Here is a 23,030-nt window from a genome sequence, read left to right as displayed (position 1 = left end):
GGTTTCTATTTGTGTTTGCATATATGCAATAAAAAAGCTCCCGCAGGTGACGGGAGCTTTCTAGGCTTTCTATGTCGAAAATGATTATTTCAGAACTTCGGCCAGCTTTTCCTGTAAGCCTTCGCCATGGAGGCCGCGGGCGATGATGGTACCTTCGCCGTCGATCAGGACAGTGTGAGGAATGCTGCTTACGGCATACAGTTTGGCACCCTCGCAGTTCCAGTATTTCAGGTCGGACATCTGAGGCCAGGTGATGTTCAGCTGTTTGATGGCAGCTTGCCAGGCTTCACCGCTCTGGTCGAGTGATACACCTACGATTTCAAAGTTTTTGTCCTTGTAGAGCTTGTAGGCTTCTACCAGGTTGGGCATCTCGCGACGGCAGGGGCCGCACCAGCTTGCCCAGAAATCAACGAGTACCACTTTGCCTTTGCCTACATAGTCGGACAGCTTCACGGTCTTGCCTTCGGGGGTCTGCATCTCGAAGTCGGTGAACTTCTGGCCTACGGCGGTAGCTTTCATCTTTTCTACGTTGGCCTTGATCTTGACGATAGCCTCGTCGTTGTCATACGCAGCGGGGATTTGAGGCATCAGCGGATCCAGTTCTTCAAGCTCCATGTAGTAGAAATTCTGTTTCAGCAGGTGGACACCTACGGCATTGGTGATGTTCTGGCTGATGGCGTCTTTCAGGATGCTGACAGACTTATCCTGCAAGGCTTCGATCTCGCTGCCTTTGGCGTTACGTTGCTCTTCGGTGAGGGTTGTGTCGTTGGCCATTGATTCGTAGATAGCCATGATTTGTCCGTTCAGGCTGTTGAGCTGGGTGCGGATAGTCTGGTAGATGTCGTTGTTCGGAGTACCGGTGGCCGAATCGTTGTCGCGCGTCAGGTTGATGTTGATTTGTCCGTTTTCGAGGAAGAAGTCGATCATCAGTGGTTCCTTGTCCTGTGCGGCATACGTGATATAGCGGTTGGCAACGGTGTCTTGTACACCTTTGAAAGTGAATGTTCCATTGGCGATGACAGCAGAGTCGAGGCTGACGAGCTGGCGGCCTTCTGCCATTTTCAGGTATACGGTGTCGCCGTCGGCGGCTCCTTCTACAGTACCGGTTACGGTGTAACCCTTGTTGCCGTTACAGGCTGCCATTACGGCGGCTGCGGCGAGTAGGTAAGTAAACTTTTTCATTGTTTTGTTATGGATTTAATTGTAATTTGGGCAAAGGTACGTAAAAGATTTCAGATTTTATCGGGAAGTCTGCAAAAGAAAAGAGGACGTGTCCGGAAGACGCGTCCTCTTTCTTGTTTGTTTGAAATAAGTATATTAATGTTTTTTTATTCGGCTGCGGGAGTTTCAGCTTCAGCAGCAGGAGCTTCGGGTGCTTCTTCAGCAGCCTTAGCGGCTTCTTCAGCAGCTTTGGCAGCAGCTTCAGCAGCCTTCTTCTCGGCTACGATTTTAGCTTTAGCTTCGTTTACCTTCTTCTCAGCATCGAGGCGTGCTTTGGCTTCAGCCTTCTTGGCTTCGTCCTGCTTAGCCTTCAGTGCGGCCAGTCCGCTCTGCTTGTTGTTCTTCCAGGCTTCGAACTTGGCTTCTGCTTCCGCTTCACCGAATGCGCCTTTAGCTACACCGCCCAGCAGGTGTTTCTTCATGTAGACACCTTCACGAGAAAGGATGTTACGGACAGTGTCGGTGGGTTGTGCGCCATTCATCACCCACTTCAGTGCGCGTTCAAAGTTCAAATCTACTGTGGCAGGATTCGTGTTCGGGTTGTAAGTACCGATTTTTTCAATAAATCTACCATCACGTGGTGCTCTTACGTCAGCAATTACGATGGAGTAGAAAGCGTAGCTCTTACGTCCATGTCTTTGCAATCTGATTTTTGTTGCCATAAATGTTTATTAGTTTAATGATTTGAATTATGCTACTAACTCGTAATAGCGGGCGCAAAGGTAAGCATTTTCTTTTTGACCGCCAAGCAAATGCACAGAAAATGTGTGGAATGCGTGGACTGCAGACATTGCGACCGGTCATCAGGAATATTTCTTCGGATACCTCAACAAGATGGACAGCAAGGCAAAAAGTCCCATGCAGAAGGGGTAGTAGAGGTTGCCGATGATGCTCAGGGGCGAGATGGACGCCAGGCCTGCCGCGATGAGCATCTGGGCTCCGTAGGGAATGAGTCCTTGCGTCAGACACGAGAAGGTGTCGAGGATGCTGGCCGTCTTGCGGCGATCCAGGTGGAACCGTAAGGCTATGTCGCGGGCGATGGGACCGGTGGTGATGATGGCGATGGTGTTGTTGGCAGTGCAGAGGTTGGCAATGCTTACCAGGGCGGCGATGCTCAGTTCGGCACCCCGCTTGCCCTTGACGTGGCGGGTGAGGCGGGAGATGATGAAGTCGATGCCGCCGTTGTAGCGTATCAGTTCGAGCATGCCACCTGCCAGCAGTGTGATGATGATGAGTTCGCCCATGCCGGTGATGCCCGAGCCCATGGCTCCGAACCAGTCGAAGAACGACATACCCGTCAAGAAGCCAATGAAGCCGGTAGACACGATGCCCAGCATCAGGACCAGCATGACGTTGACGCCCGCTACGGCAGTGCCCAATACGACCAGGTAGGGGAGGACCTTGAGCCACTGGATGCTCTCAGTCTGGGGTGGTGCGCTGACGTTCAGTCCCTGGAAGATGTAGACGCCCAGTACAATCAGGGCCGCCGGTACGACGATGAGGCAATTGACGCGGAACTTGTCCGTCATCACGCAGTCCTGTGTTCGTGTCGAGGCGATGGTGGTGTCGGAGATGAACGAAAGGTTGTCCCCAAAGAACGAACCACCCACTACGATAGCCGTCATGTAGGCCAGGTCGACGCCGGTCTTTTCCGCCAAGCCGACAGCTACAGGCGTCAGGGCCACGATGGTGCCCACGCTGGTGCCGATGGAAAGAGAGATGAAGCAGGCGGCCAGGAAGATGCCTGCCAGCAACAAGTTGTCCGGCAGGATGTGGAGGGTCAGGTTGACGGTAGCATCGATGGCCCCCATCTGCTTGGCGCTTTGGGCGAAGGCACCGGCCAGTACGAAGATCCAGATCATCATCAGGATGTTCTTGTTGCTGGCTCCGAGAGAGAACTGGTAGATGCGCTCCTCCAGCTTCAGGCTGCGGGTGATGGCTACGGCATAGCACGACGAGAACAGGAAGGCCACGGTGATGGGCATCTTGTAGAAGTCGTTCATCAGCAACGACGTCACGAGGTAGAGGCAGAGGAATACGCCAAGCGGGCTGAGTGCCCACCAACTTCCCTGCCTGGGTTGGGTGGTTTCTTGCATAAGTAAGGAAAGGGTTATTGATAAAAAAGGATAATGGATAACGACGTTTCATTATCCATTATCCACAGTCTATGATCCTTTAAAGCGTTACGCCATTCTTGAAGATGGCTATTTCTTTGTAGCCTTTCTTCTCGTTGTTTACCGGTTCGCCACTGGCCACACGGATGATGTAGTCGATGAAGCGTTCGCAAGTCTGTTCCATCGGTTCGTCTTCCAGAATGACACCAGCATTGAAGTCGATCCAGCCCGGCTTGTGATTGGCCAGGTTGGAGTTGGTCGAGATCTTCATGGTGGGCACATAGGTACCGAAGGGGGTTCCGCGTCCGGTGGTGAAGAGTACCATGTGGCAACCACACGAAGCCAGAGCTGTAGCGGCTACGAGGTCGTTGCCTGGGGCAGAGAGTAGGTTGAGGCCCTTCACTTTCAGGCGTTCACCGTAAGACAATACGCCTTCGACATAGCTCTTGCCGCACTTCTGCGTACAGCCCAGGGCTTTGTCTTCCAGGGTGGAGATACCGCCTGCCTTGTTGCCCGGCGAGGGGTTTTCGCCGACGGGTTCGCCGTGGCTCAGGAAATATTCCTTGAAGTCGTTGATGAGCTTCACGGTCTGGTCGAACAGTTCGCGGTTGCGGCAACGGTTCATCAGGATGGTTTCCGCACCGAACATTTCGGGTACTTCGGTCAGAACGGTTGTACCGCCCTGTGCCACGAGGAAGTCGGAGAACATGCCGAGCAACGGATTGGCCGTGATACCCGAGAAGCCGTCGGAACCACCGCACTTCAGGCCGACACGCAGTTCGCTCAGGGGCACGTCTTCGCGTACATCCTGCGAAGCCTTGGCGTAGAGTTCGCGCAGCAGCTTCATGCCTTCCTCGAATTCGTCGTCCACTTTCTGGGTAACCATGAACTTCACGCGGTCGTGGTCGTAGTCGCCCAGGAACTCGCGGAATACGTCGGGCTGGTTGTTTTCGCATCCCAGGCTGACTACGAGTACGGCACCCGCATTGGGGTGAAGTACCATGTCGCGCAGGATTTTCTTGGTATTCTCGTGGTCGTCGCCCAGCTGGGAGCAACCATAGTTATGCGGGTAGGCCATGATGGCATCCACGCCGCTACAGCCAGTCTCTTTGCGCAGGTTTTCAGCCAGCTGGTTGGCAATGCCGTTTACGCAGCCCACAGTGGGGATGATCCATATCTCGTTGCGGACACCTACATCACCGTTTTTGCGGCGATAGCCTTTGAAAGTCAGTTTCCGGTCTGCAATGTCCAGGCTGGCGTCTACAGGGTTGTAGGTGTAGTCCAGCAGGCCGGCCAGGTTGGTCTTGATATTGTTTTCGTTCATCCAGTCACCCTGCTTCCGGGCTTCGCGTGCATGTCCGATGGGGTATCCGTATTTGATGACGTTTTCGCCTTCAGCCAGATCTTTCAATGCAAATTTATGTCCGGCGGGTATGTCTTCGTTCAGTGTGATGTCCTGTCCGTCCACCGTGATGGTTTCGCCGGCCTTCAGAGGCAGGATGGCTACCGCAACGTTGTCGGCCGGATTGATTTTCAGGTACTTTGTATTCATAATGCCTTTTTAAATTAGTTAGTTCGTTATCGGTTGTAGTAGAAGTCAATGTTTTCCTTGGTCAGCAGGTCGATAGGCATGAAGTTGACGTGTGGTACTTCTTTCTTCAGAATCAGGTGGTCACAGAGGTACTTGATGCCGTTGAAGCCTTGCAAAGTGGGTTGCTGGGCTATCAGGAAGAAGATGCTTCCCTGCTTCAGGCATTCGACGTTGCGTTGCAGCAGGTCGTAGCCTACAAGATTGAAATCTGTCAGCTGCTTTTTCTGCAGGTATTCGCCGATGATGTAGGCCTTCGAGTTGAAAGTGATGCCGTTTTTCAGCGTAGGATGTGCGGCAAAGAAGTCGTCCAGCATCTGCGTGTCTTCACTGTCGCGTTTGGCGTGAAGGTTGAGTTCCCAGATGTGGCAGGCCGGGTGGTTCTGCTTCATGTATTCCCGGAAACCTATTTCGCGTCTTTCCTGCTGGTTGGAGCCTACGATGCCTTCGTTTATCTTGCGGAAGATGGCAATTTCCTGTGCGTCTTTTCCGGCCAGAAGCATCAGCATGCGGGCGGCAAAGTGTCCGCTTTGGTGTGAGTTCTGCCCGAAGAAAGAAAGGGCCGGCTGCTCCTTGATGTTTGAGTCTATATATATATAAGGTATATTCAGGTGGTTCAGTGCGTCAGTAAACGGTTGGGTGTACTGGGGAACAGTGGGGGCAAAGAGTACCCCGTCGGGCTGCATGTCTACGATTTGTTGGGACGCCTGCTCGAAGGAGTGGTAGTCGTACGGATCGTAGTGGGACAGGTGTGCCTGGATGTTGAAGTCCGAGTAAGTGGCGGTTGCTTCCCGGATGCCGGCCTCCACAGCTGTCCAGTATTCACTGGCTTCGTGTTGGGGCAGCAGGCAGGCGTAAGTGTAGTTTTTGTTGGTGGCCAGTGCGCTGGCATACATGTTGGGCTGATAGTCCAGTTGTTTCAGTATTTCCTCCACGCGTTTGCGGCTGGACTCGGATACACCGCTGCGGCCATGCAGGACGCGGTCTACCGTGCCCACCGAAACGTCGGCCATCTGTGCTATGTCTTTGATTCTGATTCTGCTCATCTGTTCAGTTACCTTTTACCGTGATATACCTGTCTGACGGACCTTGTTTGTCGTCTTTGTGTACGTACACAATAATAATCTTAATATTTTCGACACAAATATATAATAATTTTTTGTATTCCAAAAATTGTTGTATCTTTGTGCCCGCACACGAAAGATGTGAGATATGGTCGGTTTTAGACCTTACTCGCATATTTTCAAGCAATTATATGTATTTGTAACGCGAAAGTTATAAATTGAAAGAAAACTATTATTCATTACTTATTAAAAGATAGAAAGATTATGGGAAAGAAAGTCGTAACCCTTGGTGAGATCATGTTGAGATTGTCTACTCCGGGCAATACTCGTTTTGTACAGTCTGACTCTTTTGATGTTGTATACGGTGGTGGCGAAGCCAACGTGGCTGTAAGTTGCGCCAACTATGGACACGATGCCTATTTCGTAACTAAATTGCCGAAGCATGAAATCGGTCAGTCGGCTGTCAACGCACTGCGCAAGTATGGTGTGAAGACAGACTTCATTGCCCGTGGCGGCGACCGTGTAGGTATCTACTATCTGGAGACTGGTGCATCCATGCGCCCCAGCAAGGTGATTTACGACCGTGCCCATTCTGCTATAGCCGAAGCTGATCCTTCCGATTTCGATTTCGATGCTATCATGGAAGGTGCTGACTGGTTCCACTGGTCGGGCATCACGCCGGCCATTTCCGACAAGGCTGCCGAGTTGACTCGTCTGGCTTGCGAAGCTGCCAAGCGTCACGGTGTGACTGTTTCTGTCGACCTGAACTTCCGCAAGAAACTTTGGACAAAGGAAAAAGCTCAGTCTATCATGAAGCCGCTGATGAAGTATGTAGACGTATGTATCGGTAACGAAGAAGACGCCGAACTCTGTCTGGGCTTCAAACCCGATGCTGACGTTGAGGGTGGAAAAACCGACGCTGAAGGCTACAAGGGCATCTTCAAGGCCATGGCCCAGGAATTCGGTTTCAAGTATGTTATCTCTACGCTGCGCGAATCCTTCTCGGCTACACACAACGGCTGGAAAGCTATGATTTACAACGGTGAGGAATTCTATGAGTCTAAGCGCTATGACATCAACCCGATCGTCGACCGTGTTGGTGGTGGCGACTCCTTCTCCGGTGGTATCATCCACGGCTTGCTGACGAAGCCCAATCAGGGTGCTGCCCTCGAATTTGCTGTAGCTGCTTCTGCTTTGAAGCACACTATCAACGGCGACTTCAACCTTGTTTCTGCAGAAGAAGTAGAAGCTTTGGCAGGTGGCGATGCCAGCGGACGTGTACAGAGATAAACATTCATCAATCATTTATCGTAAATTAAATCAAGAAGATCATGGCAAAATTCGATAAGATAGCCGTATTGAACAAGATTGGTTCGACCGGCATGGTACCTGTGTTCTATCACAAGGATGCAGAAGTAGCAAAGAAAGTGGTAAAGGCATGTTATGACGGCGGTGTCCGCGCTTTCGAGTTTACAAACCGTGGCGACTTCGCTCACGAAGTATTCGCCGAGGTTGTGAAGTTCGCAGCCAAGGAATGTCCTGAAATGGCTATGGGTGTAGGCTCCATCGTAGATCCTGCTACGGCAGCTCTTTACCTTCAGCTGGGGGCCAATTTCATCGTAGGTCCGCTGTTCAACCCCGAAATAGCAAAGATCTGTAACCGTCGTCTGGTAGCTTATACTCCGGGTTGCGGTAGCGTATCTGAAGTAGGTTTCGCACAGGAAGTAGGCTGCGACCTCTGCAAAGTATTCCCGGGCGATGTACTTGGTCCGAAACTCGTGAAAGGTCTGCTGGCTCCGATGCCCTGGTCCAAACTGATGGTGACTGGTGGTGTAGAGCCTACTCAGGAAAACCTGACTTCTTGGATCAAGGCCGGCGTATTCTGCGTAGGTATGGGATCCAAGCTCTTCCCGAAGGACAAGGTAGCTGCTGAGGACTGGGCCTATGTCACTGAGAAGTGCAAGGAAGCTTTGGGCTACATTGCCGAAGCAAGAAAGTAATTTTTTGACGTATCAGTCCCGTGTAGGTTAGCAGTGGGTTTCGGAAATCTGTTGCAAAGCCGAAAGGGAAAATGCGATATTCATTTTGTTTAAAGGTGTTTAAGGGGACAACCATCGGAGCACTCTCTCGAGCGCTTCGGTGGTTTGTTTTTTGATGAATATTGTAAACAATCCTGTTGAACTTGAAAAAGATGTTATAGATTGGCGGTTTTTGAGCCTGCCGTATTGCTGATTACAGAAGAATTCATACCTTTGCATCGTGGTTGTGAAACCGCAGTTTTCATAGGTAAATTAGTTAAGTACTAAAGAGAATTTTTTTCATAGGCTATTTAGTTAGAGTTTTCATAGCGTATTAGATTTTTTTTTGATGTAAAATTTTTAAGATTGATTTTTGGATAACAAGATGATGTAAAACAAAAGAAAAGCCTTAGGGCTTTTCTTACGCCGAGGCGAGTAGTTCGTGAGAACTGACTCGTTTTTTTTATGTCTGTTTCTGTAGGCTATAACTACCTACTTTAGCTCCGTAACTACCCACTTTAGCGTCGTAACTATCCACTTTAGCATCGCCATTGCCTACTTTGGAATCCCCATCTTTAATTGGGAGGGATGGCCATATATAGATTATAAAACAGGAATAAGTTCCCTGGAATTTTGGCTAATCCGAAAAAGAAAACTATATTTGAGAGCTGAAAAACCGGGCATAAATCCCGTTTGGAACCTTTCTGAAGGGGAGTGTTGCCCATTTATTTCTCTGGTTGCCGACGGTAATTTACAAATCCTAATAAAGGCAAAAAAAATTAAGAAAACATGTTATAGGACATACTTTTTTATTTGGCTTGTCAAACGAAAAGGGCCTATATTTGCACCGTTATCCTGAAAACAATCTTTTTACCTTAAAAAAAAACTAATACCTATTGAAAACTGAAAACGGGACTTTGTGAAAAGCTCCGTTTTTTTTTGCTCTATTTTAGGGAGCAAAAAAAGAAATACCCTCCTTATCAAATGTTCAAGACAGGTTTGATAAGGAGGGTATATTTTAAAGGATGTATTCAATCCGCTTTTTTCGGATTATAATTCAATTTCAGCAATCTGCGGATTGTGATCCGACAGGAACGTAACTCCGGTACCTCTGGTCGGTTCTTCAGGAATAAGCACGCTGTTCACTTTGATTTGTGGAGTAACGAATATGAAATCGATCATTTCACGTTGGCTTTTTTCTCTTCTTCCAAAGCTATGGTATGTATAGTCTACACCAGATTTCTTGTCTGCTATTTGGAATGCGTCTTTAAGTACAAATGTATTTTTAGTAAGGGTATTGTATGCGTCCGACTTGTTGTTGACATTAAAATCTCCAGTCAGTACTGCAGGTTCATTTCCAGCCAGTTCTTTGATTCGATCGATGATAAGCAGAGCACCTTTGTTTCTCGCTTCTCCTCCTACATGGTCGAAGTGTGTGTTTATCGCCATGAATACTTTTCCCGTTTTCTTGTATTTAAGTTTTACCCATGTGGCGATACGTGGACATGCACCGTCCCATCCGATGAATCCTGCGCTGTCCGGGTATTGGGACAACCAGAAGGTATTGCTGTCGAGTACTTCAAATTTGTCTTTTTTGAAGAATATCGGAGTATATTCACCTTTGGTGGCTCCGTCCTCGCGTCCCACTCCCACCTCTGTGTATTCAGGAAGTCTTTCTTTGAGGTCTGTCAGCTGGTTATGAAGTACCTCCTGCATACCTACAATGTCAAGTCCCTGTTCTTTGATAAATTGGGCCACAGTGTCTTTTCTGTATTTCCAGTTGTCCATACTGTCGGCTGGATTATCCAGTCTGATGTTCATGGTTGCCCATTTAAGGTTTAATGTTTCCTTCTTGTTTGTGCATGCAGACAGGAAACAACTTACTCCCAGTAATAATAATCCAATCTTTTTGATCATAGCGTTTTTAGTTTTTTGTTCTGTTTTTGATAGTTTGTTGTATATCCAAACAAAAATACGATATTTTGTATATAATCTCACAATACTATTGATAAATCTTATCGGTAAGTTCGATTTTGCTTCAGAATAGGGGAACAAAGTTGATTGGTAACCGGTCTGCTCGGGTAGCTAGGACTGTTTTCAGCGTAATCGCTTGATTATTAATAATAAAAAATAGGCACTTCCTGACGTGGAAGTGCCTAACAAAAACTAAACTAGACTTAACTAAACTATTCTATTGAAGAGTTTCACAACTCCATTGTTCTATTTGTCCGCAAATATACGATTTATTTTCGGAATATCAAGTATGGATAGCTAAAAAGTTGATAGTGTGGGCACTTCAACTTCTGCGGTCGAGGTATTCCTGAAAAGCGGCCTTGTAGCTTTCACTGACAGGAATACTGGTTTTACCGAAGATGATGCGGCCTCGGTCGATGATACGTATTTTGCTCTTTTGTACGATGTAGGAACGGTGGACGCACATGAAACGGGAGGCCGGTAACAGCTCTTCCATAGCCTTCATGCTCATGAGGGACAGGATGGGGCGTTGGTTGCCTTCTTCGTATATCTTGACGTAGTCTTTGAGGCCCTCCACGTAAAGGATGTTGTCCAGTTCGATCTGTACCAGTTTATAGTCGCTTTTGACGAAGATGGAAGTGATTTCGTCGTGGGGTTGGTTGAGGAGTTCGAACCAGCGTACGGCCTTGTTGGCAGCCTGGAGAAAGTCGGTATAGGAGATAGGCTTGAGCAGATAGTCCAGTGCGTTTACCTTGTAGCCATCCAGCGCATACTGTTCGAAGGCGGTCGTGAAGATGATACGGGTACGCGAATCTACCATTTTGGAAAACTCGAGTCCATTCAGTTCGGGCATCTGGATGTCAAGGAAGAGAAGGTCGGTTTGTTTCTCAGGAAGTTCTTTCATGGCTTGTACGGCACTGGAATATTTCCCTGTCAGTTCGAGGAAAGGGGTCTTTTCCACATAGCTTTCTAGCAGGCCGAGAGCCAAGGGTTCATCGTCTACAATGGCACATTTCAATTTCATATCTTTTATTCGTTTTGAAGTTCGTTAGTGGGATAACATTCAATGGTAAGTGTCGAATGGTATTCTTTTCCGGTTTCGTCAATTCCCTGTTTCCAGGTGTAGCGGCCGGGGTAGGAGAGTTCGAGGCGGCGGCGTACTTGTTCCAGTCCGATGCCACTTCCACTCTTGTCGGTTTGCGACTTGGGGTGATAGCTGTTGATAATTTCGCAGCAAACGCAGTTGTCAGTCTGGCTGAATCGTATGCGGATATAACTGGGTTCGGTGGGCGAGATGCCATGCTTGAAGGCGTTTTCGATGAGGGAGATAAAGATAAGCGGGGCTATCTCCGTACGGTTTTCAGGCCCGATGTCGAAGTGGGTTTCTACCGTGACATTGGCTGCCAGCCGGATACGCATTAAGGCAATATAGTTGCGGATAAAGTCCATTTCCTTGTTGAGGGGAACGAGATTCTGCTGATTGTCGTAAAGCACGTGACGTAACAGACGGCTCAGTTCCTGTACTGCCTGTTGTGCCTTGTCAGCATCGAAGGCAATGAGAGCATAGATATTGTTGAGCGTGTTGAGCAGGAAGTGAGGGTTGAGCTGACTGCGCAGATTCTTCAGTTCAGCTTCTGTACGTTGTTGCTCGGCTTCCCGACGTGCATTCTCATTGGCAGCCCAACGCCGACTCATGCGGATGGCTGCGCTGAGTCCCACAGTGAGTATCATCGAGAAAATATCACGCAGGAAGAAAATCCATTTTGGGGGTCCGTCAGGCCGTTTTATGGGACGGAGGGTATCAGGATGTACCATGATAAATTCCTGCCAAAAATGCGATCCGGTTGCGATGAGCAAGATGCATAAGACATTGAGTGTAAGATAGGTTTTGACATGATTCCTAAATAAATACCGAGGGATGAGCAGACAGTAATTTAGGTAAAAAATGATGAGAAACGAAAGGGGAACGATACATCCATGGCGCAGATAACTGGTCCATGTGATATTGAACCCGCTCCGGCTCATCATGAGGAACGGGAAGCCGAAGACGATACCCCAGCCAATGATGTGGGTTAAGGCTTCGACGAGATAGGGGCGTTGTGACAGGTTTTGTTTTATCATAGTGGGACAAAGATAAGATTAAATGAAGAATTAATCATGAAGAATGAAGAATTATTTGAAGGCATGGATGATACGGATATACGTGATAAAGGAGGAGCTTTATTCGTGAGAGTCCGTACAATCCATGCCTGTAAAGCGTCTTATTCGTAGCGGATAGCTTCGATCGGGTCGAGACAAGCAGCCTTCTTGGCAGGATACCATCCGAAGAACACGCCGGTGACGGTGCAGACAGCGAACGAAAGGATGACACTCCAGGGCTGGATGAAGATGGGCCAGTGGGCTACGTTCTTGACGATGAACGACGCGCCGCATCCGATGAGTACACCGATGATACCACCTGTGATACTGATGAGGATGGCTTCGATGAGGAACTGCGACAAGATGTCGATGCCACGGGCGCCGACGGACATGCGCAGACCGATTTCTCGGGTACGCTCTGTGACGGAGACGTACATGATATTCATGATACCGATACCACCTACGACGAGCGAGATGCCTGCGATGCAGGCCAGCAGGGTGGTCATCAGGTCGGTCGTGGTGTTGAGCATGGAGCTCAGCTCCTGTTGGCTGCGGATGGTGAAGTCGTCTTCGTCCGTTTCGCGCAGTTTGTGGTTGCGTCGCAGGATGGTGTTGACTTCTTCCGTGGCATAGTCGGTCATGTCTTCAGAGAGGGCCGAGGCGAAAATGCCTTCCAGATAAGTCTGGGCCAGCAGTCGTTTCATCACGGTGGTATAGGGAGCCAGTACGACGTCGTCCTGGTCCATGCCCATGGAGTTGTAGCCTTTGCTTTTGAGGACACCTACCACGCGCAGGGGGACCTGATTGAAACGGATGATACGTCCGATGGGGTCGGTACCGTCAGGGAAGAGGTTGTCTACGATCGTCTTTCCGATGACACAGACCTTGGCGGATACCTGGATATCGGCTTCGGTGAACATCTCGCCTTCTTCGACCGTCAGCTGACGTATCTCCAGATACTCTGTGCCTACACCACTTACCGAGGAGGGATAGTTGTTGTTACCGGCAATGAGTTGTCCGCTGCTCGATACGTTAGGACTGATAGCCGAGAGAAAAGTCGTTTCGTTGCGTAACGATTCATAGTCTGTCAGCTTCAAAGTCTGCATTTCGCTGGGATCCATGCGGACACCTCCTCTGCGTTCACCTCCCGGATGGATCATGATCATGTTCGAACCCATCTCGGAGATTTGTGCCTGGATGCTCTTCTTCGAGCCTTGGCCAATGGCCAGCATCGTGATGACGGAGGCCACACCGATGATGATGCCCAGCATGGTGAGGAAGGCGCGCAACTTGTTGTTGGAAAGAGCACGCAAGGCTATTTTGAATAAATTTGTTCCGTTCATAATGTTACTTGCTTTTTAGATTCAGTCCTCTTCGGGGACGGGGAGGGCGGCCAGTGCTTCGGCTGCATTCAGGATGTTCGGGTTTACGCGGTCATCCTTTACTTGTCCGTCGCGCAGGGTAATGTTGCGGCTGCTGTACTGGGCTATTTCAGGATTGTGGGTGACGAAGATGATGGTACGTCCTTCGGCATGAAGCTTCTGGAAGAGGACCAGGATTTCGAACGAAGTTCGTGTATCGAGGTTACCTGTCGCTTCGTCGGCCAGGATGACGGCGGGATTGTTGACCAGTGCACGGGCAATGGCCACACGCTGCATCTGTCCGCCGGACATTTGGTTGGACTTGTGCTCCAGGCGGTCGCCCAGACCGACGGCCACCAGGGCGTCGATGGCCCTACGGCGGCGTTCGGCGGCCGAGACTGAAGGGTTGTACATCAGCGGCAATTCCACGTTTTCTACGGCAGTGGTTTTCGGCAGAAGGTTGTAGTTCTGGAAGACGAAGCCTATCTTGCGGTTGCGCAGGATGGCGCGCTGCGGCTTGGACATGGTGCGTACGGCAATGCCGTCCAGCAGGTATTCGCCACTGGTTGGCGTGTCGAGGCAGCCCAGGGTGTTGAGCAGGGTGGACTTGCCCGATCCCGACGTTCCCATGATGGTAACAAACTCGCCTTCGCGGATGGTGAACGAAACGCCACGCAGAGCATGTACCGTTTCATCGCCCACCTGGAAATTGCGTTTGATGTTCTGAAGTTCGATGACAACTTTGTTCATGGCTGTTTTTTTTTATTGTTTGCCGTTACTGCTGCTCTTTTTCTTGTCGTTTCCCGGAGGGCCAGGCATGAAGGGGCTGCGTTCGCCGGCTTCGAGTTCGGCTTCGGGTTGAGCGCCGCGGGTGATGTTGGCCTCGCAGATGACTTCTGTTCCGGCTTCGATGCCGCCTGTTATTTCAGTGTAGCTTCCGTTACTGATACCTGTGCTGACGGGGTGGGCAGTGAAGACATTGCCTTCCTTGGTCCACAGCTTGTGTTCACCTTCGCAGTCGTTGATGACGGCATCAGCTCCTACAATGGGACGGGCGGGGGTGAAGCGCAGGGCAGCTGCTGGTACGCTGTTTACACCACGTTTGTCCAGCGTGTAGATAGTGATGTTGGCTGTCAGACGAGGCTTCAGTTTCAGATCAGGATTGGGAGCTGAAATGACAACTTCGTAGGTGACTACCGTCGTGCTACTGGTAGTGCTGGTCGATGAGGAGGCTTCGCCCAAGCGGATCTGAGTAACTTCGCCTTGGAAGGTATCATTGGGGTAGGCGTCTACGGTAAACTCCACACGTTGGCCCAGTTCTACGCCGCCTATATCGGCTTCGTCAACGTCGGCCACTACCTGCATCTGTGTCAAGTCGGCAGCAATGGTGAAGAGGGTCGGAGTTTCGAAGCCGGAAGCTACGGTCTGTCCTTCTTCCACATCCTTGCTGATGACTACACCGTCGATGGGCGAGGTGATGGTGGCATACGACAGGTTTCGTTCAGCCTTGGCCAAGGCTGCCTTGCTGCTGTCGAAGGTGCTTTTTGCCTTCAGGTAGTTATATTCGGACTGTTCGTAATCGGTGTCGCTGATGAGGTTCTTGGCTTTCAGTCCTTTGTTGCGTTCATAGTTTTTCTTCTGATACTCGTATTCGGCTTTGGCACCGTCGTAGGTAGCTTGTGAGGAAGCCAGCTCGCTTTCCAATGTTACCTTATCCATCAGGGCGATGAGCTGTCCTTCCTTGACGATGGTGTTGTAGTCTACATAAATTTTGTCGATGATACCACTGACCTGTGTACCTACTTCGACTTCGGTGACGGGTTCGATGGTTCCGGTAGCAGTGACGAAGTTCGAGATGTCCGCCGGTCCTACCTTGACCATCTCATAGGTGACCTGCTGCTTCCGGCTGCTTCCTCCGAACAGCCATATGGCTGCTCCGGCTACGATGATGACGCCTGCCGTGAGGCTGATGATTTTCTTCTTGTTCATATTCTAAATCTAAATTTTGATTGTTTTCTATTTTGTTAGAGTTCAAACTTCTCGCCTTGATAGAACTGGAGCAGGCCGGCGTTGAGTAGTGCCATGTACTTTGCCTGCAACATTTCTTGCTGGGCGCTGAGGAGATTGTTCTTCTCGGTAAGCAGTTCGACGGTATTCTTCATGCCGAGGTTAAACTGTTCGCTGACGAGGTCGTAGCTGGTCTGTGTGCTCTCCAGTTTCTTGCTGGCGGCCACGTATTGTTGCTGGGCACTATTGGCGTCTAGCCACAGGTTCTCGATGGTCTTGTAGAGCGTCTTCTGCTTGTCGAGCAGGTCCAGTTCGCTGGTCTGTTTCTGGAGTTTGGCTTTATTGACCGCCGACTTGGTTTGGCGCTTGTCAAAGATAGGAATACTCAAGGTGAGTCCCAGTGAATTGTTCCAGTTCTGCTTGATCTGTTCGGTAAAGCTGAAGTCGTTTCCGTTGGCGTTAGTGCTTCCGATTCCTGCGCTGAGGCTGATGGTAGGCATGTAACCTGCACGGGCAATCTTGATATTGAGGTCGGAAGATTCGACGTCAAGTTTGCCTGACTCAATCTCGGGACGCATCAGCAGGGCGGTACGGTAGACATCGGCCTTGGTGGGCAGGGGCGAAAGCACCTGTGTGTCGTCGGGCATTGTCATGTCGAGGTTCATTTCCTCGCTGCCGTCCAGCTCTAGCAACTGTTTCAGCTGGAGTTTGTAGTCCTGCAGGGTGGCCTGCGAGGTGACCAGCTGATAGTTGTCGCTGCTCACCTGTGCGTCCAGCTGGGCCAGGTCGCTCTGGGCGATGCTTCCGGCTTCGAAGAGTTGCTTGCCGCGTTCGTATTGGGCCTGGCTTACTTCGAGGGTTGCTTCGTTTATTTTGACCGCTTCGGCGGCGTAGAGTATCTGTACGTAGACCTGCATGATGCTCTCTTCGATGGAGTTTTCGCTTTCAGCTACAGCCAGATCAGCGATACGTTGACTGAGTTGCTGTTGCTTGATGGTATTCAGACGTTTGCCACCGTTGTAGAGCGTCCAGTTGGCATCGATGCCATAGCTTCCGTTATAGGATGTCTTGCTCTGACTGGTGGTGATGTTGTCGCCGCTGATGATGGTACCGTTGGTGGTATTGGGGCGGTTTACGACGCGCTGGCTGACGCTGGCGTTGAGCGAGGGGAAGAGGTCGGCTTTGGCCGTTTTTACGTCTTCCTGTGTGCTCTGTGCGCTGATACGGTTGCGGCGGATGGTAATGTTGTGCTGCAAGGCATAGTCTATGCACGTCTGTAAGTTCCATTGCTGAGGAATGGAAGTGTCGGCTATGCTGTCGGTCTGCACGGTCGGCACCGTCTCGACGGTTTGTGCTTCTACGCAGGTGATACCTGCCAGGCAGAGAGCCGTCAGGGTGAATGTTCTTAGATCTGTCATATTGCTTGAGAATTTGGATTTTTCTACTCTATGATTTTGTATCTCTCTTCTTTTTCCTGACACAAAAGTAGTAGACTACTGGCAGATGTGAAAAAAAGATGGACATAGGGCGGATGGATAACGGCCAGTCGACAGATTTCACCGACCAATCGGCTTTTCTGTCGGTGAACAGTTTTTTTAGGTGGTGGACTATTGATTTTTCCGGTGAAAGTGGTTGGTGGTTTCAAAGATTGGATTATCTTTGTATTATTATGTTTGACCTTAAACAATGAAACAGTTTATTCTGACAGTTTGGCAATTCTATCGCGACGGCTTTCGCAGTATGAAGCTGGGGCGGACGTTGTGGCTGATTATCCTCATCAAGCTTTTTATCCTGTTTTTCATTCTTCGATTGTTTTTCTTCCCTGATTTCTTGAATCAGGCAACTGAAGGTGGAGAAAAGGATGGATATGTGAGCCATGAATTGATTGAAAGGATGCCGTAAAAAGATTCATTTATTTACAACCTAACCATTTATTTTCTGATTAAAATCTTTATTATTTATGATTGAACACATTGATTCTTCGCTGATCGACTGGTCGAGGGCACAATTTGCACTGACCGCCATCTACCATTGGATTTTTGTGCCGCTGACCTTGGGGCTGGCCGTGGTCATGGGCCTTATGGAGACCTTTTATTATCGGACGGGCGACCTTTTCTGGAAACGGACCGCCCGATTCTGGATGAAACTTTTTGGCATCAACTTCGCCATAGGCGTGGCTACAGGGCTTATTCTGGAGTTTGAGTTCGGTACCAACTGGAGCAACTACAGCTGGTTTGTGGGCGACATCTTCGGAGCACCGCTGGCCATCGAGGGTATTGTGGCTTTCTTCATGGAGGCGACGTTCATTGCCGTGATGTTCTTCGGCTGGCAGAAAGTGAGTCGCGGCTTCCACTTGGCTTCTACGTGGCTGACGGGTTTGGGTGCCACCATTTCGGCCTGGTGGATACTGGTGGCCAATGCGTGGATGCAATATCCTGTGGGGATGGAGTTCAACCCTGATACTGCTCGCAACGAGATGGTGGACTTCTGGGCCGTAGCCACTTCGCCGATGGCCGTCAACAAGTTCTTCCACACCGTCCTTTCAGGTTGGGTGCTGGGAGCCTTGTTTGTGGTGGGCGTCAGCTGCTGGTATCTGTGGAAGAAGCGCGAGCGCCGCTTTGCCCTGAGCAGCATCAAGGTGGGTGCGTCCGTAGGCCTGTTTGCGGCACTGATGGCTGCCTGGACGGGCGACGGGTCGGGCTATCAGGTGGCCCAGCACCAGCCGATGAAGCTGGCCGCCATGGAGGGTTATTACGAAGGGCAGGAGGGAGCCGGCCTGGTGGCCTTCGGCGTGCTGAACCCTGCCAAGCAGAAGGCCGACGACGGCGTGGAGCCTTTCCTCTTCCGCATGGAGATTCCCAAGATGCTCTCGTTGCTGGCCGAGCGCAAGGCCGATGCCTTTGTACCAGGTATCAACGACCTGCTGGAGGGTGGCTACGAGCTGAAAGACGGCACGACAGCCCTTTCGGCCACAGAGAAGATGGAACGCGGACGCAAGGCCATCGGGGCCTTTGCCGCCTATCGGGAGGCGCGTGCCCAGGGTGACGATGCGGCGGCCGGGGTTGCTTCCGTCGAGTTGAAGGAGAATATGCCATATTTTGGCTACGGATACATCAAAGACGTGCACGAGCTGGTGCCCAACGTGCCGCTCACCTTCTACATGTTCCGCGTGATGGTGATGTTGGGCGGATATTTCATCGTGTTCTTCCTCGTAGTGCTGTTCGTGGTCTTCAGGAAAGACCTGAGCCGCTTGCGCTGGTTGCAGATGGTGGCCATGCTCAGTGTACCGCTGGGATATCTGGCCGGACAGGCAGGTTGGGTGGTGGCCGAGTGCGGGCGCCAGCCGTGGACCATCCAGGATATGCTGCCCGTAGGCGCGGCCATCTCGAAGCTGGAGGTGGGTTCGGTACAGACAACCTTCTTCCTCTTCCTGTTCCTCTTTACTGTCCTGCTGGTGGCCGAGGTGGGCATCATGCTGAAAGCCATCCGCAAGGGACCTGAGAATTCAAACGTAGATATTCATTCTTCAAATTATTGACGTTATGGCATTACTTCAACAATATTGGTGGTTTGTGGTCTCCTTGCTGGGAGCCATCCTGGTGTTTCTGCTTTTTGTGCAGGGGGGCAATTCGCTCCTGTTCTGCCTGGGCAAGACGGAAGAACAACGGCGCATGCTGGTGCTCTCGACGGGGCGCAAGTGGGAATTTACGTTCACGACGCTCGTTACCTTCGGAGGCGCCTTCTTCGCTTCCTTCCCCTTGTTTTATAGTACCAGCTTCGGCGGGGCCTATTGGTTGTGGATGATTATCCTCTTCAGCTTCGTGTTGCAGGCCGTCAGCTACGAATTTCAGCTGAAGGCGGGTAATCTGCTGGGCAAGAATACGTATCGTGCCTTTCTGGTAGTGAACGGCGTGGTGGGGCCTGTCCTGCTGGGCGGAGCGGTAGCCACGTTTTTCACGGGTTCGGCCTTCTATGTGGACAAGGGCAGCATGACGGAGACGATGATGCCCGTCATCAGCCGTTGGGCCAACGGATGGCATGGGCTAGACGCACTGGGCGATCCCTGGAATGTGGTGCTGGGGCTGGCGGTGTTCTTTCTGGCACGGGTGCTGGGTGCCTTGTACTTTGTGAATAGCATTGCTGACGAAGAGTTGGTGGGCCGTTGCCGCCGTTCGTTGTGGGCCAATGCGAGCTTGTTTTTGGCGTTCTTCTTGGGCTTCTTGGTGCGCACGCTGCTGGCCGACGGCTATGCGGTCGATCCTGAGACAGGACTTGTGTGCATGGAGCACTACAAGTATTTGACGAATTTCCTCGAGATGCCGCTGGTGCTGGTGCTGTTCTTGGCTGGTGTGGTCTGTGTGCTTTGGGGCATCGGGCGTACGTTGTGGAAGAAGGGCTTCGACAAGGGCATCTGGTTTGCAGGCATTGGTACGGTACTGACAGTACTGTCTCTTTTATTGGTAGCCGGCTATAACAATACAGCTTATTATCCTTCGACGGTCGACCTGCAAAGCTCGCTCACCTTGCAGAACAGCAGTTCCAGTGAATTTACTTTGCGAACTATGGCTTATGTATCCATTCTCGTCCCCTTTGTGCTGGCCTACATCTTCTATGCCTGGCGGAGCATCGACAATCGCAAGATAGAGCGGCAGGATACGGTTGGTGAATGACAGTAGTGTTTTTCTATTATTGTCTTAAATAAAAAAGGCACGGATGCTGCAGCTCGCGAGCTTTCTGGCATCCGTGCCTGAATAATATAGAGAGTTTTTGAGTTTGCTTTATTTGACCAGTGTCGATGAAGGGTGATGCCCTGCTCGGGTAGTAGCATCGGTTGCTGCATCCTTGAACTTCACTTGATAGAACTTTTCGTTCTCATAAATGGTGTTCACGCGGATATTCAGTCCTTCCTTACCTTCCAGCAAGTCTGCTATATTGTCCAGTTTGTAAGAAACAATGGCCGAGCCGGGTACGAGTTGTGAATCTTCATTGGCATTATGGCGGAACTCCAATGTTACATAACCAGCCTGATCATTTTCGCCTGTTGAGGCTTCGTTTACTACCAGGCTCAGCATGTGCTTTTTGTCGGGATTTTCGCTGTGCATGAACTGACATTCAATGTTCAGGTAATCCTTGCGTGTGAGCCACATCTGTGTAATGTTGATTTTGTCATCACCGATGCTGTCTTCTTTTTCAGCAGGCATGAAGTAAATATCCTTAGTCAGGATGTCTTCTATCCAACGAATTTTTGCATTGTATTCATAGCCGGGCATTTCTTCGGGCAGTTCGTCAAAGAAAACGAAAGCTCGCTGACCGTCTACAGCTTTGTAGTTGTGCAGATTGCTCATGTCGCCGGGGAAGAGCTTACTGTCTTCATCCAAGAGGACGTAAAAATCACCTTCACTGTCACTCAGTGTCTTGATGGTTCCCACCGTAAACAGGGGATTGCTGTCGTCGTCGTCCAGACATGACTGGAATATCGGCATAACCGATAGCAGAAGTATGCACGCAATGAAAGTCGTGCGGATTTGTTTCATCATGTTCGTATAGTTTTTAATGGTTTTTGTCTGATAAACGCAGTTTTAGACAAAATACTGCATTCTGATTTGTTAAAGAAACAAAAGTGTATTTTTCTTCCCGGACGATGCAGTATTTTTGCGTCCAACGCATTTTATAGACAAACACGTGTAAAAAGAGAATGGAAGAAAAAGAATTGGCCGAACAGTGTCGGCGGGGTGACAATCGTGCCCGCCGGGAATTGTACGAACGCTATGCAGGGCGCATGTTGGCTTTGTGTCTGCGTTATTCGGGCAATCGTGAAGTGGCCGAAGATCTGCTGCACGACGGCTTTTTGAAACTGTTCTCTTCCTTTGATAAGTTTACCTGGCGTGGCGAAGGTTCGTTGCGGGCCTGGATGGAGCGGGTGATGGTGAACACAGCGCTGCAATACCTGCGACAGAACGATGTACTCAACCAAAGTACGGCTTTGGATGATCTTCCTCTTGAGGCTTACGACGAACCAGAACCTGAAGCCTGTGAAACCATTCCCCAACAAGTGTTGATGCAATTTATCAGTGGACTGCCTGCTGGTTATCGTACAGTATTCAACTTGTATGTTATGGAGGGCAAATCACATAAGGAAATTGCTGCCCAATTGGGCATAAATGAACGTTCGTCTGCTTCTCAACTGGCCAGGGCCAAGGCTTCATTGGCAGAACAGGTGAGGGCGTGGATGAAAGCGAATAGATAATACATTATATTATAGTATTAAAGATATGAGCGACGAATTGTGGTTAAAGAAAATCAAGGAACGGTTGGACGACTGTTCGGAACCTCTACCTCCCGGTGGTTGGGAGAGGTTGCAACGAGAGTTGGACAAGGCTGCTCCTGCTGCGGTTCCCCATCGGAGTCGTCTGGTGATGATGCGCCGATGTTCGGTAGCAGCTGCCGCTTCGGCATTGGTAGCGGTTGCTGCGGTCAGCCTGTGGTTGCTTCAGAGTCCTGTAGGGCAGGAGGTACGTCGTGCCGAGGTGCCCGTTGTTACTCAGCCGGACGAGATACCAGGTTCCGTTCCCGAAAACGAACAGTTGGCTTTGGCATCTGAAGTTCCTTCGCGGACAAAGACTTCCAGAACAGTTGTTCCGGTAAATGTAGCAGTTGTGCCTGTGTCGGAAGCGGCAGAAAATATAGAGACCAAAGAAGGTGAAGATGTCATTGAGACAGTGCCTGTCGTAGATGTTCCCGAGGTAGAAGAAGTAGCGGTTACCAAAGAAGAGAAAAAGGAGCCTGTACGCCGTTCTACTTCGAAGAAGACCAGTCTGGACGAACCGCGTGTCATCAGTCGGTCACAAAAGAGAGAGGATGGATGGGCGTTCGGCCTGTCTGTGGGAAACCGCAGTGGTTCTTCCGATGGTGGTGATAAGGATCTTATTTATGATTCGGGACCTGGCGGTCTGGTACAGGGCAGTAACATCAACCTGAGTGCAACCACCAATGGTGTGATAGCCATTCCCGGTGAGCAGGAGCTGACGTTCAAGGACGGTATGCCTTACGTGCTGAAACGGAGCGATGAACCGGTCGATGCCAAGCATCGTCAGCCTGTCAGTGTAGGTTTTTCAGTCAGGAAGAATCTGGGGCATGGCCTGTCTGTGGAGTCCGGCTTGATGTATACCTATTTGTATTCCGACCTGTATTTTGGCAAAGGCAACAACAGTGTGGAGCAGAAGCTGCACTATTTGGGTATCCCGTTGCGTGTCAACTGGAATTTTGTCGATACGCGCAAGTTCTCGGTATATCTCTCTGCCGGTGGTGCTATAGAGAAATGTGTATATGGGAAGCTTGGTGACGAAAAACAGACAGTGGATCCTGTACAGCTTTCGGTTTTGGGTGCACTGGGTGCCCAATATAATCTATCCCGGCGATGGGGTCTGTATGTAGAACCGGGTATATCTTATTATTTTGACGACGGCTCTAAAGTACAGACCATCCGCAAGGAACGTCCTTGTAGTTTTACGCTACAGGCAGGTTTGAGACTCACTTATTGAGTA

General features: G+C 50.2%; 20 protein-coding genes. 7 read left to right on the top strand and 13 right to left on the bottom strand.

Translation table 11 applies throughout. The features are described 5' to 3' along the window. Positions 1-84 precede the first annotated feature (84 nt). From HF894_RS12575 to HF894_RS12555, 5 genes are all read right to left on the bottom strand, one after another. Positions 85-1,182 (bottom strand): TlpA disulfide reductase family protein, encoded by a 1,098-nt coding sequence (locus tag HF894_RS12575; protein WP_204972828.1) that lies wholly within the window; start codon positions 1,180-1,182, stop codon positions 85-87. A gap of 146 nt (positions 1,183-1,328) precedes the next feature. Then, positions 1,329-1,883 carry a 30S ribosomal protein S16 gene (locus HF894_RS12570; protein ID WP_021847318.1) on the bottom strand — a complete coding sequence of 185 codons (555 nt, stop codon included), beginning with the start codon at positions 1,881-1,883 and terminating at the stop codon, positions 1,329-1,331. A 141-nt stretch (positions 1,884-2,024) separates the two neighbouring features. Then, positions 2,025-3,317 (bottom strand): Na+/H+ antiporter NhaC family protein, encoded by a 1,293-nt coding sequence (locus tag HF894_RS12565; RefSeq protein WP_204972826.1) that lies wholly within the window; start codon positions 3,315-3,317, stop codon positions 2,025-2,027. Between the two features lie 79 nt (positions 3,318-3,396). Further along, the gene (locus tag HF894_RS12560; protein ID WP_021847316.1) at positions 3,397-4,887 is read right to left on the bottom strand and encodes a UxaA family hydrolase; all 1,491 of its coding nucleotides are present in this window, start codon (positions 4,885-4,887) and stop codon (positions 3,397-3,399) included. Between the two features lie 26 nt (positions 4,888-4,913). Next, complete coding sequence (locus tag HF894_RS12555; RefSeq protein WP_075316728.1) at positions 4,914-5,969, bottom strand: LacI family DNA-binding transcriptional regulator; 1,056 nt, start codon at positions 5,967-5,969, stop codon at positions 4,914-4,916. A gap of 282 nt (positions 5,970-6,251) precedes the next feature. Between HF894_RS12555 and HF894_RS12550 the strand changes: the two genes are divergently transcribed. Both HF894_RS12550 and HF894_RS12545 read left to right on the top strand, forming a co-directional pair. After that, positions 6,252-7,277: a sugar kinase gene (locus HF894_RS12550; RefSeq protein WP_021847313.1), complete on the top strand. Its 1,026-nt coding sequence runs from the start codon at positions 6,252-6,254 to the stop codon at positions 7,275-7,277. 41 nt (positions 7,278-7,318) lie between these two features. Continuing rightward, positions 7,319-7,987: a bifunctional 4-hydroxy-2-oxoglutarate aldolase/2-dehydro-3-deoxy-phosphogluconate aldolase gene (locus HF894_RS12545; protein ID WP_021847312.1), complete on the top strand. Its 669-nt coding sequence runs from the start codon at positions 7,319-7,321 to the stop codon at positions 7,985-7,987. A 1,068-nt stretch (positions 7,988-9,055) separates the two neighbouring features. Here HF894_RS12545 and HF894_RS12540 read toward each other — a convergent pair. The 7 genes from HF894_RS12540 to HF894_RS12510 form a co-directional block, all read right to left on the bottom strand. Beyond that, positions 9,056-9,922, bottom strand: a complete 867-nt coding sequence (locus tag HF894_RS12540; protein WP_075316731.1) for an endonuclease/exonuclease/phosphatase family protein — start codon at positions 9,920-9,922, stop codon at positions 9,056-9,058. A 379-nt stretch (positions 9,923-10,301) separates the two neighbouring features. After that, positions 10,302-11,003, bottom strand: a complete 702-nt coding sequence (locus HF894_RS12535) for a LytR/AlgR family response regulator transcription factor (RefSeq protein ID WP_204972823.1) — start codon at positions 11,001-11,003, stop codon at positions 10,302-10,304. 5 nt (positions 11,004-11,008) lie between these two features. Continuing rightward, a complete protein-coding gene (locus HF894_RS12530) occupies positions 11,009-12,097 on the bottom strand; it encodes a sensor histidine kinase (RefSeq protein ID WP_394334107.1) in 1,089 nt (362 codons plus the stop codon). Positions 12,098-12,240: 143 nt separating this feature from the next. Then, on the bottom strand, positions 12,241-13,461 hold the full coding sequence (locus tag HF894_RS12525) for an ABC transporter permease (protein WP_021847306.1): 1,221 nt from the start codon (positions 13,459-13,461) through the stop codon (positions 12,241-12,243). 21 nt (positions 13,462-13,482) lie between these two features. After that, a complete protein-coding gene (locus HF894_RS12520; RefSeq protein WP_075316734.1) occupies positions 13,483-14,229 on the bottom strand; it encodes an ABC transporter ATP-binding protein in 747 nt (248 codons plus the stop codon). A gap of 12 nt (positions 14,230-14,241) precedes the next feature. Then, positions 14,242-15,468, bottom strand: coding sequence for an efflux RND transporter periplasmic adaptor subunit (locus HF894_RS12515; RefSeq protein WP_204972821.1), 1,227 nt, complete (start codon positions 15,466-15,468; stop codon positions 14,242-14,244). 35 nt (positions 15,469-15,503) lie between these two features. Next, entirely contained in the window at positions 15,504-16,904 is a 1,401-nt protein-coding gene (locus HF894_RS12510) for a TolC family protein (RefSeq protein ID WP_075316736.1), read from the bottom strand. A gap of 268 nt (positions 16,905-17,172) precedes the next feature. Here HF894_RS12510 and HF894_RS12505 point away from each other — a divergent pair, with 268 nt between their 5' ends. From HF894_RS12505 to HF894_RS12495, 3 genes are read left to right on the top strand one after another with little or no spacing between them, the layout of a single operon-like run. Then, complete coding sequence (locus HF894_RS12505) at positions 17,173-17,388, top strand: DUF4492 domain-containing protein (protein WP_021847302.1); 216 nt, start codon at positions 17,173-17,175, stop codon at positions 17,386-17,388. Positions 17,389-17,446: 58 nt separating this feature from the next. Further along, a complete protein-coding gene (locus HF894_RS12500) occupies positions 17,447-19,024 on the top strand; it encodes a cytochrome ubiquinol oxidase subunit I (protein WP_204972819.1) in 1,578 nt (525 codons plus the stop codon). Between the two features lie 4 nt (positions 19,025-19,028). Then, complete coding sequence (locus tag HF894_RS12495; RefSeq protein ID WP_204972818.1) at positions 19,029-20,156, top strand: cytochrome d ubiquinol oxidase subunit II; 1,128 nt, start codon at positions 19,029-19,031, stop codon at positions 20,154-20,156. 108 nt (positions 20,157-20,264) lie between these two features. Here HF894_RS12495 and HF894_RS12490 read toward each other — a convergent pair whose 3' ends face one another. Beyond that, on the bottom strand, positions 20,265-21,020 hold the full coding sequence (locus HF894_RS12490) for a NigD1/NigD2 family lipoprotein (protein WP_204969455.1): 756 nt from the start codon (positions 21,018-21,020) through the stop codon (positions 20,265-20,267). 161 nt (positions 21,021-21,181) lie between these two features. On the opposite strand from HF894_RS12490, the gene HF894_RS12485 reads away from it, so the two are divergent. Together HF894_RS12485 and HF894_RS12480 are read left to right on the top strand one after the other, a co-directional pair. Next, positions 21,182-21,733 carry an RNA polymerase sigma factor gene (locus HF894_RS12485; RefSeq protein WP_021847298.1) on the top strand — a complete coding sequence of 184 codons (552 nt, stop codon included), beginning with the start codon at positions 21,182-21,184 and terminating at the stop codon, positions 21,731-21,733. Between the two features lie 25 nt (positions 21,734-21,758). Continuing rightward, on the top strand, positions 21,759-23,027 hold the full coding sequence (locus HF894_RS12480; protein WP_204972816.1) for an outer membrane beta-barrel protein: 1,269 nt from the start codon (positions 21,759-21,761) through the stop codon (positions 23,025-23,027). Positions 23,028-23,030: the final 3 nt, after the last annotated feature.

The sequence above is a fragment of the Caecibacteroides pullorum genome (genome assembly GCF_019239235.1).
Taxonomy (GTDB): domain Bacteria; phylum Bacteroidota; class Bacteroidia; order Bacteroidales; family Bacteroidaceae; genus Bacteroides; species Bacteroides pullorum.
Note: the sequence above shows the minus strand (reverse complement) of the source record. Positions and strands in the feature narration are given on the sequence as shown.